General features: G+C 41.9%; 31 protein-coding genes and 1 pseudogene. All 32 read right to left on the bottom strand.

The features are described 5' to 3' along the window. Nucleotides 1–192 precede the first annotated feature (192 nt). Nucleotides 193–582: a 30S ribosomal protein S11 gene (gene rpsK, locus WMZ97_RS12775; protein ID WP_343272477.1), complete on the bottom strand. Its 390-nt coding sequence runs from the start codon at nucleotides 580–582 to the stop codon at nucleotides 193–195. A gap of 21 nt (nucleotides 583–603) precedes the next feature. Beyond that, nucleotides 604–969 (bottom strand): 30S ribosomal protein S13, encoded by a 366-nt coding sequence (gene rpsM / locus WMZ97_RS12770; protein ID WP_343272476.1) that lies wholly within the window; start codon nucleotides 967–969, stop codon nucleotides 604–606. A 72-nt stretch (nucleotides 970–1,041) separates the two neighbouring features. After that, nucleotides 1,042–1,155: a 50S ribosomal protein L36 gene (gene rpmJ, locus WMZ97_RS12765; protein ID WP_029267374.1), complete on the bottom strand. Its 114-nt coding sequence runs from the start codon at nucleotides 1,153–1,155 to the stop codon at nucleotides 1,042–1,044. Nucleotides 1,156–1,188: 33 nt separating this feature from the next. Further along, nucleotides 1,189–1,407, bottom strand: a complete 219-nt coding sequence (infA, locus tag WMZ97_RS12760; protein WP_010095735.1) for a translation initiation factor IF-1 — start codon at nucleotides 1,405–1,407, stop codon at nucleotides 1,189–1,191. Continuing rightward, nucleotides 1,385–1,720 (bottom strand): KOW domain-containing RNA-binding protein, encoded by a 336-nt coding sequence (locus WMZ97_RS12755; protein ID WP_343272475.1) that lies wholly within the window; start codon nucleotides 1,718–1,720, stop codon nucleotides 1,385–1,387. The genes infA and WMZ97_RS12755 overlap by 23 nt, the downstream gene beginning before the upstream one ends. Nucleotides 1,721–1,898: 178 nt before the next feature. Next, a complete protein-coding gene (locus tag WMZ97_RS12750) occupies nucleotides 1,899–2,543 on the bottom strand; it encodes an adenylate kinase (protein WP_343272474.1) in 645 nt (214 codons plus the stop codon). A gap of 37 nt (nucleotides 2,544–2,580) precedes the next feature. Then, on the bottom strand, nucleotides 2,581–3,873 hold the full coding sequence (gene secY, locus WMZ97_RS12745) for a preprotein translocase subunit SecY (RefSeq protein ID WP_343272473.1): 1,293 nt from the start codon (nucleotides 3,871–3,873) through the stop codon (nucleotides 2,581–2,583). Then, the gene (gene rplO, locus WMZ97_RS12740; RefSeq protein ID WP_343272472.1) at nucleotides 3,873–4,313 is read right to left on the bottom strand and encodes a 50S ribosomal protein L15; all 441 of its coding nucleotides are present in this window, start codon (nucleotides 4,311–4,313) and stop codon (nucleotides 3,873–3,875) included. Before rplO ends, secY begins: the two co-directional genes overlap by 1 nt. 30 nt (nucleotides 4,314–4,343) lie before the next feature. Further along, the gene (gene rpmD, locus WMZ97_RS12735) at nucleotides 4,344–4,526 is read right to left on the bottom strand and encodes a 50S ribosomal protein L30 (protein WP_343272471.1); all 183 of its coding nucleotides are present in this window, start codon (nucleotides 4,524–4,526) and stop codon (nucleotides 4,344–4,346) included. 13 nt (nucleotides 4,527–4,539) lie between these two features. Continuing rightward, a complete protein-coding gene (gene rpsE / locus WMZ97_RS12730) occupies nucleotides 4,540–5,043 on the bottom strand; it encodes a 30S ribosomal protein S5 (protein ID WP_343272470.1) in 504 nt (167 codons plus the stop codon). 23 nt (nucleotides 5,044–5,066) lie between these two features. Then, the gene (rplR, locus tag WMZ97_RS12725) at nucleotides 5,067–5,429 is read right to left on the bottom strand and encodes a 50S ribosomal protein L18 (RefSeq protein ID WP_343272469.1); all 363 of its coding nucleotides are present in this window, start codon (nucleotides 5,427–5,429) and stop codon (nucleotides 5,067–5,069) included. Between the two features lie 32 nt (nucleotides 5,430–5,461). After that, nucleotides 5,462–5,998 carry a 50S ribosomal protein L6 gene (rplF, locus tag WMZ97_RS12720; protein WP_343272468.1) on the bottom strand — a complete coding sequence of 179 codons (537 nt, stop codon included), beginning with the start codon at nucleotides 5,996–5,998 and terminating at the stop codon, nucleotides 5,462–5,464. Nucleotides 5,999–6,028: 30 nt separating this feature from the next. Beyond that, on the bottom strand, nucleotides 6,029–6,427 hold the full coding sequence (gene rpsH / locus WMZ97_RS12715; protein ID WP_343272467.1) for a 30S ribosomal protein S8: 399 nt from the start codon (nucleotides 6,425–6,427) through the stop codon (nucleotides 6,029–6,031). A gap of 29 nt (nucleotides 6,428–6,456) precedes the next feature. Next, a complete protein-coding gene (locus WMZ97_RS12710; protein ID WP_019375521.1) occupies nucleotides 6,457–6,642 on the bottom strand; it encodes a type Z 30S ribosomal protein S14 in 186 nt (61 codons plus the stop codon). A gap of 45 nt (nucleotides 6,643–6,687) precedes the next feature. After that, on the bottom strand, nucleotides 6,688–7,227 hold the full coding sequence (rplE, locus tag WMZ97_RS12705) for a 50S ribosomal protein L5 (protein WP_343272466.1): 540 nt from the start codon (nucleotides 7,225–7,227) through the stop codon (nucleotides 6,688–6,690). A gap of 27 nt (nucleotides 7,228–7,254) precedes the next feature. Beyond that, a complete protein-coding gene (gene rplX, locus WMZ97_RS12700; protein ID WP_343272465.1) occupies nucleotides 7,255–7,566 on the bottom strand; it encodes a 50S ribosomal protein L24 in 312 nt (103 codons plus the stop codon). 39 nt (nucleotides 7,567–7,605) lie between these two features. Beyond that, nucleotides 7,606–7,974, bottom strand: coding sequence for a 50S ribosomal protein L14 (rplN, locus tag WMZ97_RS12695; protein WP_343272464.1), 369 nt, complete (start codon nucleotides 7,972–7,974; stop codon nucleotides 7,606–7,608). Nucleotides 7,975–8,016: 42 nt separating this feature from the next. Beyond that, nucleotides 8,017–8,280, bottom strand: coding sequence for a 30S ribosomal protein S17 (gene rpsQ, locus WMZ97_RS12690; RefSeq protein ID WP_343272463.1), 264 nt, complete (start codon nucleotides 8,278–8,280; stop codon nucleotides 8,017–8,019). Between the two features lie 29 nt (nucleotides 8,281–8,309). After that, on the bottom strand, nucleotides 8,310–8,510 hold the full coding sequence (rpmC, locus tag WMZ97_RS12685) for a 50S ribosomal protein L29 (RefSeq protein ID WP_343272462.1): 201 nt from the start codon (nucleotides 8,508–8,510) through the stop codon (nucleotides 8,310–8,312). Beyond that, nucleotides 8,500–8,934, bottom strand: a complete 435-nt coding sequence (gene rplP, locus WMZ97_RS12680; protein WP_343272461.1) for a 50S ribosomal protein L16 — start codon at nucleotides 8,932–8,934, stop codon at nucleotides 8,500–8,502. Before rplP ends, rpmC begins: the two co-directional genes overlap by 11 nt. Before the next feature lie 18 nt (nucleotides 8,935–8,952). Further along, nucleotides 8,953–9,594: a 30S ribosomal protein S3 gene (gene rpsC, locus WMZ97_RS12675; protein ID WP_343272460.1), complete on the bottom strand. Its 642-nt coding sequence runs from the start codon at nucleotides 9,592–9,594 to the stop codon at nucleotides 8,953–8,955. A gap of 3 nt (nucleotides 9,595–9,597) precedes the next feature. Next, nucleotides 9,598–9,939, bottom strand: coding sequence for a 50S ribosomal protein L22 (gene rplV / locus WMZ97_RS12670; RefSeq protein ID WP_343272459.1), 342 nt, complete (start codon nucleotides 9,937–9,939; stop codon nucleotides 9,598–9,600). 18 nt (nucleotides 9,940–9,957) lie between these two features. After that, nucleotides 9,958–10,236: a 30S ribosomal protein S19 gene (rpsS, locus tag WMZ97_RS12665; RefSeq protein WP_343272458.1), complete on the bottom strand. Its 279-nt coding sequence runs from the start codon at nucleotides 10,234–10,236 to the stop codon at nucleotides 9,958–9,960. A gap of 55 nt (nucleotides 10,237–10,291) precedes the next feature. Next, complete coding sequence (rplB, locus tag WMZ97_RS12660; protein WP_343272457.1) at nucleotides 10,292–11,122, bottom strand: 50S ribosomal protein L2; 831 nt, start codon at nucleotides 11,120–11,122, stop codon at nucleotides 10,292–10,294. 28 nt (nucleotides 11,123–11,150) lie between these two features. Further along, nucleotides 11,151–11,438 (bottom strand): 50S ribosomal protein L23, encoded by a 288-nt coding sequence (gene rplW, locus WMZ97_RS12655; protein ID WP_343272456.1) that lies wholly within the window; start codon nucleotides 11,436–11,438, stop codon nucleotides 11,151–11,153. After that, on the bottom strand, nucleotides 11,438–12,061 hold the full coding sequence (rplD, locus tag WMZ97_RS12650; RefSeq protein ID WP_343272455.1) for a 50S ribosomal protein L4: 624 nt from the start codon (nucleotides 12,059–12,061) through the stop codon (nucleotides 11,438–11,440). The genes rplW and rplD overlap by 1 nt, the downstream gene beginning before the upstream one ends. Nucleotides 12,062–12,087: 26 nt before the next feature. After that, nucleotides 12,088–12,717, bottom strand: coding sequence for a 50S ribosomal protein L3 (gene rplC / locus WMZ97_RS12645; protein ID WP_343272454.1), 630 nt, complete (start codon nucleotides 12,715–12,717; stop codon nucleotides 12,088–12,090). A gap of 30 nt (nucleotides 12,718–12,747) precedes the next feature. Further along, entirely contained in the window at nucleotides 12,748–13,056 is a 309-nt protein-coding gene (gene rpsJ, locus WMZ97_RS12640) for a 30S ribosomal protein S10 (RefSeq protein ID WP_106495531.1), read from the bottom strand. 1,009 nt (nucleotides 13,057–14,065) lie between these two features. Beyond that, nucleotides 14,066–15,256 (bottom strand): elongation factor Tu, encoded by a 1,191-nt coding sequence (gene tuf, locus WMZ97_RS12635; protein ID WP_343272453.1) that lies wholly within the window; start codon nucleotides 15,254–15,256, stop codon nucleotides 14,066–14,068. Nucleotides 15,257–15,375: 119 nt separating this feature from the next. Then, nucleotides 15,376–17,454 carry an elongation factor G gene (gene fusA / locus WMZ97_RS12630; RefSeq protein WP_343272452.1) on the bottom strand — a complete coding sequence of 693 codons (2,079 nt, stop codon included), beginning with the start codon at nucleotides 17,452–17,454 and terminating at the stop codon, nucleotides 15,376–15,378. Between the two features lie 39 nt (nucleotides 17,455–17,493). Continuing rightward, on the bottom strand, nucleotides 17,494–17,964 hold the full coding sequence (gene rpsG / locus WMZ97_RS12625; RefSeq protein ID WP_343272451.1) for a 30S ribosomal protein S7: 471 nt from the start codon (nucleotides 17,962–17,964) through the stop codon (nucleotides 17,494–17,496). Nucleotides 17,965–18,008: 44 nt separating this feature from the next. Continuing rightward, a pseudogene (locus WMZ97_RS12620) lies at nucleotides 18,009–18,078 on the bottom strand (30S ribosomal protein S12); the annotation flags it as partial.

The following is an 18,078-nucleotide window of genomic DNA, read 5'->3' as shown; positions in this document are numbered from 1 at the left end:
CCCCGGTTAGACAGAAGAAGTCTAACCGAAATTCCTCAAATAGGCAGTTGGCGTTTCTGCACTATTATATCATTCGTATCATCTTGTCAACTCAGATGCTGTTGGTAAAAAGAGATCTTCACTTTCTTTCCACTTTTAGCCATCATAACCCATTATAGACTCAGGTGACAAATTATATACGTACGGAATCACTTACACACGGCGACGTTTTGGTGGGCGGCAACCATTGTGAGGAACTGGTGTTACGTCACGAATAGCTGTAACTTCCAACCCTGCAGCCTGCAACGAACGAATTGCAGCTTCACGACCTGCACCAGGGCCTTTAACCGTTACTTCTAAGGTTTTCATACCGTTCTCCACAGCTGATTTCGCTGCTGTTTCAGCTGCCATTTGTGCAGCAAACGGTGTTGATTTACGGGAGCCTTTAAATCCAAGAGCACCTGCAGAACTCCAGCCAATCGCATTACCTTGCACATCCGTAATCGTCACAATTGTATTGTTAAATGTAGAACGGATATGCGCGATACCCGTATCAATATTCTTTTTCACACGACGTTTACGTGTATTTGTTTTACGAGCCATTGATATTTACCCTCCTTCACATTATTTTTTCTTGTTTGCTATCGTACGACGTGGGCCTTTACGAGTACGAGAATTGTTTTTCGTCTTTTGACCGCGTACCGGCAATCCGCGACGGTGACGAACTCCTCGATAAGAGCCGATCTCAATTAGACGTTTAATGTTAAGGGATACTTCACGACGAAGGTCACCTTCAACTGTATATCCATCAACAGCTTTACGAATTCGTCCCAACTCATCTTCTGTAAGATCACGTACACGAGTGTCTTCTGAAACGCCTGCTTCTTTAAGGACTTCTTTTGCTACGGTTTTCCCAATACCATAAATATAGGTTAATGAGATGACTACACGTTTGTCACGTGGAATATCTATACCTGCAATACGTGCCATAAAAATTAGCACCTCCTGTTTATTAATGATAACCATAAATCCGATATCTGACCTCTGACACCTGACTTCTGGTTAGCCTTGCTTCTGTTTGTGTTTTGGATTTTCACAAATCACCATTACTTTACCTTTTCGCTTAATGATTTTACATTTCTCGCAAATCGGTTTTACAGATGCTCTTACCTTCATCTTCGTTACCTCCTTTAATATCGGAGCTCCATATTACTTATAACGGTACGTAATTCGTCCCCTAGTTAAATCATATGGTGAAAGTTCTACCGTTACTTTATCGCCGGGTAAGATACGTATGAAATGCATACGAATTTTACCAGACACATGAGCTAAAACGGTATGGCCATTTTCAAGCTCGACATTAAACATCGCATTTGGCAATGTTTCCGTTACGGTACCTTCCACTTCAATTACATCGTCTTTCGCCATCGTGTAGATCTCCCTTCTTCAAATCAGTCACAACCTCATTGACAAATTTAGTTATGGCAAACCGTAATTTCCCATTTGTGACACGACCAGTTTCTAGAAGGCTGTTTTGGACTTCTGGAGAGATATAATCCATAACTTCAATATGATGTAAGTTCTTTTTCTTTGGCCGATCATATTTACGTTTTTCCCCATCTGCTAGTAAGACATACCGTTCGTCAATTAATTTTATGACTACTGCATATTGGCCAGTCTCACGTCCCTGCTTAATTCGAACAACTTGACCCAACTGCGGAACCGAATCAGCTTCCTCCACAACGATCACCTTCACTTAGGCTATAATATATAAATCCCTTTTCGAAGGATTTTAAAGTTATCATGTGTCAACTACCTGTGTCACTTCTATATCAAGTAATCATGTGCTACCCAAATCACACACACTGTTATATTATACATTTTTACAGACAGAATTGCATCCCCATACAGCAGAATGCTTAATTTTCTATTTTCGCTTGAATATCTTGGAAGACTTGGTCGATTTCGCGATCGCCGTCTACGGTTACCAGATATCCCTTTTCGTCGTAAAAATCAAGCAGCGGTTTCGTCTGTTCGATGTTCACGGCTAAACGTTTTTTCACTGTTTCGGCTGTATCATCATCACGTTGAATGAGCGCGGAACCATCCCTATCGCAGATTCCTTCTTGCTTAGGAGGGTTATACAACACATGATATGTCGCGCCACATGTTGGGCAGATTCTGCGCCCAGTTAGACGCTCTACCAATTTCTCCTCTGGTACATCAATATGCAAGGCGTAATCAATCGTTTTACCCATATTTGTTAATAGTGACTGCAAGCTTTCCGCTTGTGCAATTGTCCGTGGAAAACCATCGAGAAGAAATCCGTTCTGACAATCACTTTTACGTAAACGTTCATCCACGATACCAATGGTTACCTCATCCGGAACTAGTGCACCTTGATCCATAAATTCTTTTGCCTTTTTGCCAAGCTCTGTTCCTTCTTTGATTGCTAAACGGAACATATCTCCTGTCGAGATATGAGGGATGTGATAATTTTCAACAATTTTTTCTGCCTGGGTACCTTTCCCGGCACCGGGAAGACCCATTAAAATTAAATTCAACAACTTTCCCCCCGCTCTTTTGAGGCTAATGCCTTCGTTACTTGATAAAGCCTTTGTAGTGTCGTTTGACAAGTTGACTTTCCAACTTTTTCATCGTTTGCAGCGCGACACCAACAACGATCAGCAAACTCGTTCCGCCAATTTGAATGGATGTGGGCAGATTCCCAAGTTTACCTAGAATGATAGGTAAAACCGAAACGGCTGCTAAAAATAGCGATCCTACAAGTGTAAGACGATACAACACTCGGGTTAAATAATCCTGCGTCTTCTTTCCAGGTCGAATGCCCGGAATATATCCGCCTTGTTTCTGTAAATTCTCTGCCATTTGTTCTGGGTTGACTTGAACAAAAGAGTAAAAGAATGTGAACGCAATAATTAATACTACATACACGATCATCCCGATTGGCTGGGTATAATCAAATATATTCTCAATGGTTGATGCGATCTTATTGTCTTCAAACAAACCGGCAACCGTTCTTGGTGCCATAATAAAAGCAATGGCGAAAATTACCGGAATAACTCCTGCAGCATTTACTTTCAGTGGTAAATGGGTGGAGTGACCGCCAACAGGCGAACGATTGACAAGTTTTTTCGCATATTGGATTGGTATTTTACGTAATGCTTGTTGGATGAAAATAACACCAACTGTCACCGCGATAACGACCAATACAATTAACGCAACAATAACAATATTGATAAACAACTCATCACCTGGTTTATCGAAATACTGGACGTACAGTTGTTTTACGCCATTCGGTATGGCTGCAACAATCCCAGCAAAAATCAGAATCGAAATCCCGTTTCCAACACCACTGGCGGTGATTTGTTCACCAAGCCACATCAAAAATGTTGTGCCACTAGTTAAGACAATCGCAATAATAATGAAGGTCAAAATACCAGGGTTAGAAATGAGCTGACCACCGGCCATCGCATTAAACCCGATTGACATTGCTATTGCCTGAACAAAAGCGAGCACGACTGTACCATAACGGGTGACTTGGGCAAGCTTTTTACGTCCCATTTCCCCTTGCTTTTTCCATTCAGCTAATTTCGGTACAACATCCATTTGAAGTAATTGCATAATGATTGAAGCTGTAATGTAAGGCATGATCCCCATAGCAAAGATGGAGAAGTTTTTTAGTGCCCCACCACCAAATGTATTCAAAAACCCGAATACATTTTGCTGGTTCATAAAATCAATTGCTTCTTTGTTTGTAAATGGCACAGGAATAAATGTACCAAGACGGAATATGATTAACATCAATAGTGTGAAAATAATTTTCCGTCTGATATCACCTATGCGCATAAAATTGGAGATTGTACGGAACATTAAATCACCTCAGTTTGACCGCCCGCTGCTTCAATAGCTTCGCGTGCTGAAGCAGAGAACTTATGAGCTTTTACTGTCAGTTTCTTTTCGATAGCACCTTTGCCAAGCACCTTAATGCCAGCTTTAAGTTTGCTTACGACACCTTCTTCAAGTAATAGCTCAGGTGTAACCTCTGTGCCGTCTTCAAATCGATTTAATGCATCCAGATTCACAATAGCGAAATCTTTACGATTAATGTTCGTAAAGCCACGTTTAGGCAGGCTTTGGAACAATGGCATTTGGCCACCTTCAAAACCTAGACGAGTACCGCCGCCTGAACGAGCTTTTTGTCCCTTATGTCCCCGGCCGGATGTTTTTCCGTTACCAGATGACGAGCCGCGACCAACACGATTTCTGCTTTTGCGAGTTCCTTCTGATGCCTTTAATTCATGAAGTTTCATACGAGCACCTCCCTTTACGCTAATGTTTGATTAAACCTCTTTCACTGCTACCAGATGGGATACTTTATTAATCATGCCCCGAACAGATGGTGTATCCTCATGAGTAACGGTCTGTTGAATTTTTTTAAGTCCTAACGCTTCAACAGTTTGTTTTTGCCCTACTGTCCGACCAATAACACTGCGCTTGAGGGTGATTTCTAACCTTTTAGACATAGTATTTCCCTCCTTATCCTAACAGTTCTTCTACAGACTTTCCGCGTAGTTTCGCAACTTCTTCTGCGCGCTTCAAGTTTGTCAGTCCATTTAAAGTAGCACGAATCATATTAATAGGTGTGTTTGCTCCAAGTGATTTTGTCAAGATATCACCAACACCCGCTAGCTCAAGTACGGCACGAACCGGTCCGCCAGAGATAACTCCTGTACCTTCTGCGGCAGGTTTCATCAATACATTACCAGAACCAAAGCGTCCATTGATTTCATGTGGAATAGTTGTGCCAACAATTGGTACTTCAATTAAGTTTTTCTTGGCATCATCCACAGCTTTTTTAATTGCTTCCGGTACCTCCTGCGCTTTACCAGTACCAAAACCCACATGGCCATTCTTATCGCCAACAACAACCAATGCAGCAAAACGGAAACGACGTCCACCTTTTACTACTTTTGCAACACGGTTAATGGTAACCACGCGTTCTTCAAGATCTAATTTGTTTGGATCAATACTAATATGCATGTAATATGTCCCTCCTTTATCGATTAAAATTCAAGACCTGCATCTCTTGCAGCATCTGCCAAAGCTTTCACACGTCCATGATAAAGATAGCCTCCACGATCGAATACAATTGATTTATAACCTTTATCCTGGGCACGTTTAGCAACTAATGCACCGACTTGTTTAGCTGCCTCTACATTACCTGAAGTTTCTACTTGCAATTCCTTGTCTTTCGTAGATGCACTTGCTAATGTCTGACCGTTAATGTCATCAATTAATTGTGCATAAATGTGTTTATTCGAACGGTACACATTTAGACGTGGGCGTGTTTCGGTACCAAAAAGGTTTTTACGAACACGTACATGTCTTTTTTTGCGTACTGCATTTTTGTCAGGCTTTGTGATCATCTAGGTCACTCCTTTCTCTACCCTAACTAATCTTACTTAGCAGTTTTACCTTCTTTACGGCGTACATATTCACCAGCATAGCGAATACCTTTTCCTTTATAAGGCTCAGGTGGTCTGATTGCACGAATATTGGAAGCAACCGCGCCAACTAATTCTTTATCAATTCCTTTAACAACGACTTGTGTGTTTTTTGGAACATCAATTTCAATGCCATCCTGGGGTTCAATTTCTACTGGATGTGAATAACCGGCGTTAACTACAAGTTTGTTTCCCTGTTTTTGTGCACGATAACCGACACCAATAATTTCAAGACCTTTTTCAAAGCCTTTTGAAACTCCTTCAACCATGTTTGCGATCAGGCTGCGGGTTGTGCCGTGCAATGCACGATGATCTTTATGATCACTTGGACGTTCAACGGTAATGACATTATCCGCAATCACAACCTTCATCTCACTGGAAAAATTTCTGGATAATTCACCTTTCGCGCCCTTTACTGTAATGTGATTTCCATCAAGTTTAACTTCGACACCATCTGGAATTTGTATTGGCTTAAGTCCGATACGAGACATTCCATACACCTCCTCAATTCAAAATGTTAATTACCAGACATAGGCAAGAACTTCGCCACCAACAGCTTGCGTACGTGCTTCTTTATCAGATAGCACACCTTTAGATGTTGAGACGATTGCAATGCCTAAACCATTCAGTACACGTGGCACCTCGTCAGCTTTTGCATATACACGCAGTCCTGGCTTACTGATACGTTTGATACCTGTAATTACTTTTTCGCTATTCGCACCGTATTTAAGGAAAATACGCAACACACCCTGCTTTGAGTCCTCAATGAATTCATAATCACGCACGAACCCTTCACGTTTGAGGATATCAGCGATTTCTTTTTTAATTTTCGATGCTGGAAGCTCAAGCTTATCGTGTTTTACCATATTAGCATTACGAATACGAGTTAGCATATCTGCAATTGGATCTGTCATAACCATTACTCATTACCTCCTTTCCCAAAACGGGTTTACCAGCTTGCTTTTTTGACACCAGGAATTTGACCTTTATAGGCAAGTTCACGGAAACAAATACGGCATAGTTTAAATTTACGAATTACAGAATGTGGACGGCCACAACGTTCACAGCGTGTATATTCACGAACTTGATATTTTTGTGGGCGTTTTTGTTTCGCAATCATTGATTTCTTAGCCACAATTTTCCCTCCTTGTATTAGCTCTTACTACAAACCTCACGCAGACTACTTTTGGAAAGGCATGCCGAACTGAGCCAACAATTCACGTGCTTCTTCATCGGTATTTGATGTTGTTACAATAACAATATCCATACCGCGCACTTTATTTACTTTATCGTAATTAATCTCTGGGAAAATCAATTGTTCTTTGATACCTAACGTATAGTTACCGCGGCCATCAAAAGCTTTTTTCGAAATCCCACGGAAGTCACGTACACGTGGTAAGGAAACAGAAACAAGCTTTTGTAGGAATTCATACATACGTTCACCGCGAAGGGTAACTTTTGTACCGATAGGCATTCCTTCACGCAGACGGAAACCAGCAATTGATTTCTTCGCGCGAGTAATCATTGGCTTCTGCCCAGAAATTAAAGCTAGTTCTTCAACTGCACTATCCAATGCTTTTGAATTTGAAACTGCATCGCCAACACCCATATTGATAACGATTTTTTCAATTGTTGGCACTTGCATAACGGACTTATAATTGAATTTATTCATCAAAGATGGCAAGATCTCATCTTGATATTTTTGTTTAAGTTGATTCATCACGAGCGCCCTCCTTTCGCTTGCAAATTACTTATCTAATGCTTCACCGGATTTTTTCGCGATGCGGACTTTTTTGCCATTCCGAATTTCGTGGCCAACACGAGTTGGTTCACCCGATTTTGGATCAATTGGCATTACATTAGAAACGTGAATTGGTGCTTCCTGATTAAGAATCCCGCCTTGTGGGTTATCTTGTGAAGGCTTTGCGTGCTTTTTAATCATATTAATTCCTTCAACAAGTACACGTTCTTTTTTGGGATATGCTTCCAATATGGTTCCTTGTTTTCCGCGGTCTTTACCGGAAATTACTTTTACTTTATCACCTTTTTTTACATGCATGCTTAACGCACCTCCTTGACAAGGCTTTTCATTTTCGCTTTATAATACTTCTGGAGCTAGAGATACGATTTTCATGAACTTTGCATCACGCAATTCGCGAGCGACTGGTCCGAAAATACGTGTACCCCTTGGACTCTTGTCATCACGGATGATTACGGCAGCATTTTCATCAAAACGAATGTATGATCCATCTTTACGACGCATTCCTGATTTACTTCGAACAACAACCGCTTTTACGACCTCACCTTTTTTGACAACGCCACCTGGTGTTGCTTGTTTTACCGAACAGACAATGACATCACCAATGTTAGCAGTCTTACGTCCTGATCCGCCCAACACTTTAACAGCTAAGACTTCACGAGCACCAGAGTTATCTGCAACTTTTAAACGAGTTTCTTGTTGTATCATATCCTTGAGACCTCCCTTCGGATCTTCCTTAGCGAACTACACTTAGATAATTACCGCTTCTTCCACAACGTCAATTAAACGAAAACGCTTGGTAGCTGAAAGCGGGCGAGTTTCCATGATGCGTACAACATCGCCGATCTTTGCTTGATTGTTCTCATCATGTGTTTTGAATTTTTTCGAGTATTTTACACGTTTACCGTACAGCTTATGGAATTTGTATGTTTCAACTACAACCGTAATGGTCTTATCCATTTTGTCTGAAACAACACGGCCAGTGTATACTTTTCGATTATTACGTTCCGTCATTTTGAGGGTAACCTCCTCTCATATTTCCGTTAGTTATTTACACTTACTTCACGTTGGCGTACAACGGTTTTCATACGTGCAATTGACTTTTTCACTTCACGGATACGTGCGGTGTTTTCCAATTGGCCAGTTGCCAGCTGGAAGCGCAAGTTAAATAATTCTTCTTTTAACGTTTTAACCTTTTGTTCAATTTCGGCAGTGGTTAGTTCTCTGATTTCATTAGCCTTCATTGATTTCACCACCAATTTCTTCACGTTTTACAAATTTAGTTCGAATCGGCAGTTTATGAGAAGCAAGACGTAATGCTTCGCGTGCTACTTCCTCAGGTACTCCGGCGATTTCAAACATGATTTTACCTGGCTTAACTACTGCTACCCATCCTTCAGGAGCTCCTTTACCGGAACCCATACGAACTTCAAGGGGTTTCTTTGTATATGGCTTATCAGGGAAAATTTTAATCCATACTTTCCCGCCACGTTTCATGTAACGAGTCATGGCAATACGTGCTGCCTCAATTTGACGACTTGTAATCCAAGATGCATCAAGTGCTTGCAAGCCGTATTCACCAAATGATACTGTTTTACCACCTTTTGCTTGACCTTTCATACGGCCACGGTGTTGTCTACGATATTTTACACGTTTTGGCATTAACATAATGCGTTGCCCCCTTCCTTATTTTTCGGTTTTTGTTGGAAGGACTTCACCACGGTAGATCCACACTTTAACACCAAGTTTACCGTAAGTAGTGTCTGCTTCTGCTGTTCCATAATCAATGTCAGCACGCAATGTGTGTAATGGCACTGTTCCTTCACTATAATGTTCCGCACGGGCGATGTCCGCTCCGCCTAAACGTCCGGAAACTTGTGTTTTAATTCCCTTTGCTCCACCACGAATAGCACGTTGAATTGCTTGCTTTTGTGCTCGACGGAATGAGATCCGGTTTTCTAATTGGCGAGCAATATTATCAGCAACCAGCTTTGCATTTAAATCAACCTTCTTAATTTCAACAATGTTGATGTGTACACGTTTGCCGGTCAAGCTGTTTAACGATTTACGTAAAGCTTCTACTTCAGAACCACCTTTACCGATAACCATACCCGGTTTACCAGTATGAATCGTGATGTTTACGCGATTTGCTGCACGTTCGATTTCAATAGAAGAAACAGCAGCAATGCGCAAGCGATTCTCAAGATATTCTCTAATTTTAATATCTTCATGTAGTAAGTCTGCATAGTCTTTGCCTGCGTACCATTTTGACTCCCAGTCACGAATAACACCGACGCGCAGACCTTGAGGATTTACTTTTTGACCCACTGACTATCCCTCCTTCTTTTCTGTTACAACCACGGTTATGTGGCTAGTGCGTTTGTTAATTTTACTTGCACGTCCTTGTGCACGTGGACGAAAACGTTTCAATGTAGCACCTTCGTTTACAAATGCTTCAGAAATAACCAGACTATCTGTATCCATTTCGTAGTTGTGCTCAGCGTTCGCGATTGCAGAATTAAGAACCTTTTCTACGACTGGAGAAGCACCACGTTGGGTATGGCGTAAGATTGCAATCGCCTCACCAACATTTTTTCCTCGAATTAAATCAATGACTAAACGTACCTTACGAGGAGCAATACGAACGGATTTTGCAACGGCTCTAGCTTGCATGTAGAGTGCCTCCTCTCATTAGCGTTTTGTTTTCTTATCAGCACCGGCGTGTCCCCTATACGTACGGGTTGGCGCGAATTCACCTAATTTATGTCCGACCATGTCTTCTGTTACATAGACTGGAACATGTTTGCGTCCGTCATAAACAGCGACAGTGTGACCAACAAATTGAGGGAATATAGTTGAACGACGAGACCATGTCTTTACGACTTGTTTCTTGTCATCTTCATTTAATTTCTCTATCTTCTTCATTAGATGGTCATCTGCAAAAGGTCCTTTTTTTAAACTGCGACCCATGGATAAACCTCCTTTCAAAGTTAGAGACGGGTCGGTATTTCCCGTCTATATACCGTTATTTTTTACGTGAACGCACGATATACTTATCTGTTTGTTTATTGCGCTGACGAGTCTTGTAACCAAGTGTAGGTTTACCCCAAGGGGACATCGGTGATTTACGTCCAATTGGCGCACGGCCTTCACCACCACCATGTGGGTGATCGTTCGGGTTCATAACCGATCCACGAACAGTCGGGCGTATACCTAACCAACGTGAGCGTCCAGCTTTACCAACACGAATCAGTTCATGCTCCACATTTCCAACTTGACCAATCGTTGCGCGGCATGTTGAAAGAACCAACCGCACTTCGCCGGAAGCTAAGCGAACAAGGCTGTATTTACCTTCACGACCCAGGATTTGAGCCTCGGCACCTGCTGATCTGGCCAATTGTCCACCATTTCCTGGTTTTAATTCGACATTGTGGATAACTGTACCAACAGGAATATCCTTTAACTGTAATGCATTTCCCAGTTTAATGTCAGCATTCACACCAGATTCGATTTTTTGTCCTACTTTAAGTCCTTTTGGTGCCAATATATAGCGTTTCTCACCATCTGCATAATGAATTAATGCAATGTTTGCTGTGCGGTTTGGATCATATTCAACCGTAGCAACGCGTCCTGGTATACCATCTTTATCACGTTTGAAGTCGATGATACGATATTGACGCTTGTGTCCGCCACCTTGATGACGTACCGTTAATTTTCCCTGGTTATTACGACCGCCGCGTTTGTAGATCGGGCTTAACAGAGACTTTTCTGGTTGATCCGTCGTGATTTCCGCAAAGTCAGATATAGACATGTTGCGTCGACCATTTGATGTTGGTCTGAATTTTTTAATCGCCATCTTATTTTCCCTCCTTCACATGAATCTTTTAGCCTTCAAAGAAGTCCAGTTCTTTGCTGTCTTCTGAAAGCTGTACGATAGCTTTTTTACGATCTGAGCGATATCCGCCATACCGGCCCATACGCTTGAACTTACCTTTTAAATTCATTGTATTTACTTTGATAACTTTCACACCAAAAACGAGTTCAAAAGCATCTTTGATCTCTGTTTTATTTGCTTTGGGGTTTACTTCGATTGTATATTTTTTTTCTGCCATTAAATCAGATGAATGCTCTGTAATGACAGGGCGCTTAATAATATCTCTTGGATCCTTCATTATGCAAGCACCTCCCCTGCTTTTTCAGCTGCATCCTTTGTTAGAATCAGCTTGTCATGCGTAAGCAAGTCTAGTACATTTACTTCTTCTACAGTAAGTACTTTTACTGTTTGAAGATTGTTTGCTGAACGAATGACTGTTTCGTTTTTATCTGCGGTAACAATCAATGCCTTATTATCAACATGAAGCGCATTTAGCATGTTAACCACTTCTTTTGTCTTCGGTGCATCGATTGCGATGTCGTCAAGAACAACAAGATTATCCTCCTGAACTTTAGAAGACAAGGCTGATTTAAGTGCTAAACGACGAACCTTTTTTGGTAGTTTGTAGCTGTAGCTCCGTGGTGTTGGGCCAAATACAGTTCCACCGCCAACCCATTGTGGTGAACGAATAGAACCCTGACGAGCACGCCCGGTACCTTTTTGACGCCATGGTTTACGACCACCGCCGCGTACTTCGGAACGATTTTTCACATCATGTGTGCCTTGTCTCATTGATGCCTGCTGCATAACAACAGCATCGTGTAATACATGTGTATTTGGTTCAATGCCAAAAACGGAATCTACCAGTTCCATATCTCCTGCTTGTGAACCATCTTGTTTAAATAGTGCTACTTTAGGCATGACATATCCTCCCTTCGTTTATATGATTAATTAGCCTTTATTGCACTCGTAACTTTTATATACGATTTTTTCGCACCAGGAACATTCCCTTTGATTAGCAATAGATTACGTTCGGTATCTACATTAACTATTTCAAGGTTTTGGATGGTTACTTGCTCGCCACCCATTTGACCTGGTAACTTTTTGCCTTTAAATACACGCATTGGGTCAATAACACCCATTGAACCTGGGCCTCTATGGTAATGTGATCCATGTCCCATTGGTCCACGCTGCTGATTATGACGTTTGATCGAACCTTGGAACCCTTTACCCTTAGATGTTCCAGTTACATCAATTTTATCTCCAGCTTGAAATACTTCAACGCTAATTTCTTGACCTACTTCATATTCATCAAGATTCGCGTCACGGATTTCACGAACGTAGCGCTTAGGGGTTGTATTAGCTTTTTCAGCATGGCCCTTTTCAGCTTTGTTTGTACGTGATGCTTTCTCATCAGCAAAGCCGATCTGGATTGCTTCATACCCGTCATTCTCCAACGTTCTCTTTTGTAAGACCACGTTTGGCTCAGCTTGAACCACTGTAACAGGGATTAATTCTCCAGCATCAGAGAATAATTGCGTCATGCCGATTTTACGACCTAAGATTCCTTTCGTCATCCGTTACACCTCCTATTAATACATGTTATATTATAATTTAATTTCAATATCCACACCGGATGGTAAGTCAAGACGCATTAACGAATCAACCGTTTGTGGTGTTGGGTTAACAATATCGATTAACCGTTTGTGTGTGCGCATTTCAAATTGCTCACGTGAATCTTTGTACTTGTGAACCGCACGCAATACCGTATAAACAGATTTCTCTGTTGGTAACGGAATCGGACCAGACACAGCAGCACCTGAACGCTTTGCAGTCTCTACAATTTTTTCAGCAGACTGATCCAAAATGCGGTGATCATACGCCTTTAAACGGATTCTTATCTTTTCTTTTGCCATTATTTTCCCTCCTTTTCGCCCATTTTATAATAGACATTCTCCGTGAAAATTTCTTGACCACCCGCCATGGCAAAGGGGCCGGGTGTTTCAACAACCTTTCACTTCATCGCCTTCATGACCAACATTTCTATTATATAGAAGAATCATGGTCAATGCAACCCTTTTTCGAGGTTAGTACCCAATAGATTGCACATCTATGTATTATACGTACTTTTTACACGGAATGCAAGGGATGGCGGGGATTTTTCGTGAAAAATACAGATAGACGAGTGCCGAACACCTGCCTAGGTATCGTTTTTAATATATAACTCTTGGAGCAAGGGTGCATAACAGACTGATACAAACGTATTTTACCCTATAGAACCCCAAACTTAGAAAGATTTGAATCTCAACGAAGATGCCCCTCTTATCGGTAAGACTTTTAGGAGTACAATATAGATAAAATGCGACATAACTTCGGATAGTAGTTATCTTACCACTACGGAAATACACTACGCTTTCCGTGGGTAACCCGTGAGCCTCGGGCCAACACGATGTTGGTCATGAAGGCGTTACGACAGGACGTCGCGTACTTAGCCTTCCATCCTTGCTTGTGACGCACTCCGGGGTCTCACCTATGCCATTCCTTCCGATATAATAAGGAAGGCCGACTAAGAACGGGCTTGTCGACCAACGTCGGCATACCCCTGTTGCATGGGCAAGGAGGCTGAGGCCGTGCCCACGGAAAGCATCCGCCCTCCCCTCACCCGGACGGCGGTACCAGCACACGTATTTGGAAATCAACAACTTCTTACCCCGCATTTTCCATCAACTGCGTCTTAGGATATCTCATTTAAAAAATACTTTTTATAGCCCCATTCTGTAATCGTACGTCTTTATTATAGAAGGTTTTGGTTATGCTCCTGTCCCTTAACTCTTTTAAATGGGTGTAATTGCAAAAAAACAGACGATGTCGTCACACCGTCTGTTTTTTTACATATACTAGCTAGTTTTCAATTTTAGTCGACTATTATTTTTCGATCGTTGTTACAACGCCTGATCCAACAGTACGTCCGCCTTCACGGATAGAGAAACGAGTACCATCTTCAATAGCGATTGGGGAAATTAGCTCAACATTCATTTCGATGTTGTCCCCAGGCATTACCATTTCTACGCCTTCTGGTAATGTAATAACACCTGTTACATCTGTTGTACGAAAGTAGAATTGTGGACGGTAGTTAGCAAAGAAAGGCGTATGGCGTCCACCTTCTTCTTTTGACAACACATAAACTTCTGCTTTGAAGTTTGTGTGTGGTGTAATCGAACCTGGTTTAGCTAATACTTGACCACGGTTGATATCTTCACGTGCAACACCACGAAGCAATGCACCAATGTTGTCACCAGCTTCTGCATAGTCAAGAAGCTTACGGAACATTTCTACACCAGTTACTGTTGTTTTCGAAGCTTCTTCAGCAAGACCGATGATTTCCACTTCGTCCCCAACTTTAACGGATCCACGCTCTACACGACCAGTTGCAACTGTACCACGGCCAGTGATAGAGAATACGTCCTCAACAGGCATCATGAATGGCTTCTCATGATCACGCTCAGGTGTTGGAATGTATTCATCAACTGCATCCATCAATTCGAAAATTTTAGCTTCATAGTCTGCATCGCCTTCAAGCGCTTTTAGTGCAGAACCTTTGATAACTGGTACATCATCACCAGGGAAGTCGTACTCTGTTAATAGATCACGAACCTCCATTTCAACTAATTCTAATAATTCTTCATCGTCTACCATGTCACATTTGTTAAGGAATACAACAATTGCAGGTACCCCAACATTACGCGATAACAGGATGTGCTCACGAGTTTGCGGCATTGGACCATCAGCAGCAGATACAACAAGGATCGCGCCGTCCATTTGTGCAGCACCAGTGATCATGTTTTTAACATAGTCAGCGTGACCAGGGCAGTCAACGTGTGCATAGTGACGAGTATCTGTTTCATACTCTACGTGAGATGTTGCAATTGTAATTCCACGTTCTTTTTCTTCTGGAGCACCGTCGATTTGGTCATAAGCCATTGCAGTACCTTTACCAGATTTTTTGTGCAATGTAGTTGTAATTGCAGCAGTTAGTGTTGTTTTACCATGGTCAACGTGACCGATTGTTCCAATGTTAACGTGACTTTTCGAGCGATCGAATTTTTCCTTACCCATTTATAGTTCCTCCTTTTATTAAGTGAACATGTATGTTTTATAGAGCAGGAAAATAACTTGTCTAAGGTTATTTTCCTAGCCTTCACTAAAGTTATACGTTAGATTTAACAAAAAATCAATTATTCACCAGCATTTTTCTTGATAATTTCTTCTGAGATGCTCTTTGGTACTTCTTCATAGTGATCAAAATGCATCGTGTATTGTCCGCGCCCTTGAGTGTTTGAACGTAATGCAGTTGCATAACCAAACATTTCCGAAAGCGGAACAAATGCTTTAATCATTTGAACTGGCCCGCGAGCCTCCATTCCTTCCACACGACCACGTCTGGACGTTACATCGCCCATGATATCGCCCATGTATTCTTCAGGAATAGTAATTTCTACCTTCTCAATTGGTTCAAGCAATACCGGCTTACATTTGTTTTTAGCTGCTTTAAGTGCCATCGATCCAGCAATCTTAAAGGCCATCTCGTTTGAGTCAACATCGTGATAGCTTCCATCGAACAGGGATGCTTTAACATCGATCAGCGGATAACCAGCTAATACACCAGATTCCAAGGCTTCCTTGATACCTGTTTCAACGGCTGGAATGTATTCACGTGGAACAACTCCACCAACGATCTTGTTTTCAAATTCAAAACCGGCACCTTCTTCGTTTGGTTCAATTTTAACCCAAACATGACCATATTGTCCGCGCCCACCAGATTGACGAATAAATTTACCTTCGACTTCAGCGGCAGCACGGAAGGTTTCACGATAGGCTACTTGTGGTGCACCTACATTTGCTTCCACTTTAAATTCCCGTTTCAGACGGTCAACGATAACGTCAAGGTGAAGCTCACCCATACCGGAAATGATTGTTTGACCGGTTTCGGCGTTTGTTTCTGTTCTGAATGTAGGGTCTTCTTCAGCTAGTTTACCTAATGCAATACCCATTTTATCCTGGTCTGCTTTGGTTTTTGGTTCAATTGCTACGGAAATAACTGGTTCAGGGAATTCCATGGATTCAAGGATAACCAAATCCTTTTCATCACAAAGTGTATCCCCTGTACTGGTGTCTTTCAAACCAACTGCAGCAGCAATTTCACCGGAATAAACAGTCGATATTTCTTGACGTGAATTAGCATGCATTTGTAAAATACGGCCAACCCGTTCCCGTTTATCTTTAACAGAGTTTTTTACATATGACCCGGAGTCTAATTTACCGGAATAAACACGGAAAAATGTCAATTTACCAACGTATGGATCAGTCATTACTTTAAAAGCCAATGCCGAGAATGAAGCACTATCATCAGATGGACGTGTGACTGTTTCTTCCGAGTCTGGTAAAACACCTTCAATTGGTGGTACATCTGTTGGTGCTGGCAGGTAATCAATGACACCATCAAGCATCAATTGAACACCTTTATTTTTGAATGCCGAACCGCAAAATACTGGGTAGAACTCAACATTCAATGTTGCCTGGCGGATAGCGTTTTTCAATTCCTCTTCAGAAATTTCTTCGCCCTCCAAATATTTCATCATCAGATCTTCATCTAACTCTGAAACAGCCTCAACTAACGCCGCACGTAACTCTTCAGCCTTTTCTTTATACTCGTCTGGGATATCACGGGATTCCGCCCGAGTACCCAAATCATCTTCATAATAAAAAGCTTTCATTGTAATAAGATCAATGATACCTTCAAAGTTATCTTCCGCACCAATCGGCAACTGAACCGGATGTGCATTGGCACCTAACCGATCCTTTAATGTCCCGGTAGCGTACAAGAAGTCTGCACCAATCTTATCCATTTTGTTAATAAACACAATCCGCGGTACGCCATAAGTAGTTGCTTGGCGCCATACGGTTTCTGTCTGCGGCTCCACACCTGATTGCGCATCAAGAACTGTTACAGCTCCATCAAGCACACGCAATGAACGCTCCACTTCTACTGTGAAGTCTACGTGTCCCGGTGTATCAATGATGTTGATACGATGGTTCTTCCATTGAGCAGTTGTTGCAGCAGAAGTAATCGTGATTCCACGTTCCTGCTCCTGCTCCATCCAGTCCATTTGCGATGCACCTTCATGTGTTTCACCAATCTTGTGAATACGTCCTGTGTAGAAAAGAATACGCTCTGTTGTCGTGGTCTTACCGGCATCAATATGTGCCATAATCCCAATGTTGCGTGTCTTTTCCAAGGAGAACTCTCTTGCCATGTATTCTTCTCCTTCCTGTGAAAACATTTAGTATGGTTATTACCAGCGATAGTGAGCAAACGCTTTGTTTGCTTCTGCCATCTTGTGCATTTCTTCGCGTTTCTTAACTGCTGCACCAGTGTTGTTTGATGCATCTAAAATTTCGTTTGCAAGGCGTTCTTCCATTGTCTTCTCCCCACGAAGACGTGAGTAATTAACAATATAACGAAGACCTAATGCTTGGCGTCGTTCTGGTCGCACTTCCATTGGTACCTGGTAGTTCGAACCACCAACACGGCGAGCACGTACTTCTAGTACAGGCATGACGTTTTTCATTGCTTGTTCAAAAACTTCCATTGCATTTTGACCGCTGCGTTGACCAACAAGTTCAAATGCATTATAGAGGATCTTTTGCGCTTTACCTCGTTTTCCATCGATCATAATTTGATTGATCAAACGGGTTACTAATTTTGATTTGTATAATGGATCCGGCAAGACATCGCGTTTAGGTACTGGTCCTTTACGTGGCATATGTCTCCCCTCCTTTCCTTCGTCTCTAAGTCATCTTAAGTGAGTTATTTTTTCTTTGGTCGTTTCGTACCGTATTTAGAGCGTCCTTGTGCACGGCCTTCTACACCAGCTGTA

Source organism: Lentibacillus songyuanensis (genome assembly GCF_039548255.1).
Lineage (GTDB): Bacteria > Bacillota > Bacilli > Bacillales > Amphibacillaceae > Lentibacillus_C > Lentibacillus_C songyuanensis.
Note: the sequence above shows the minus strand (reverse complement) of the source record. Positions and strands in the feature narration are given on the sequence as shown.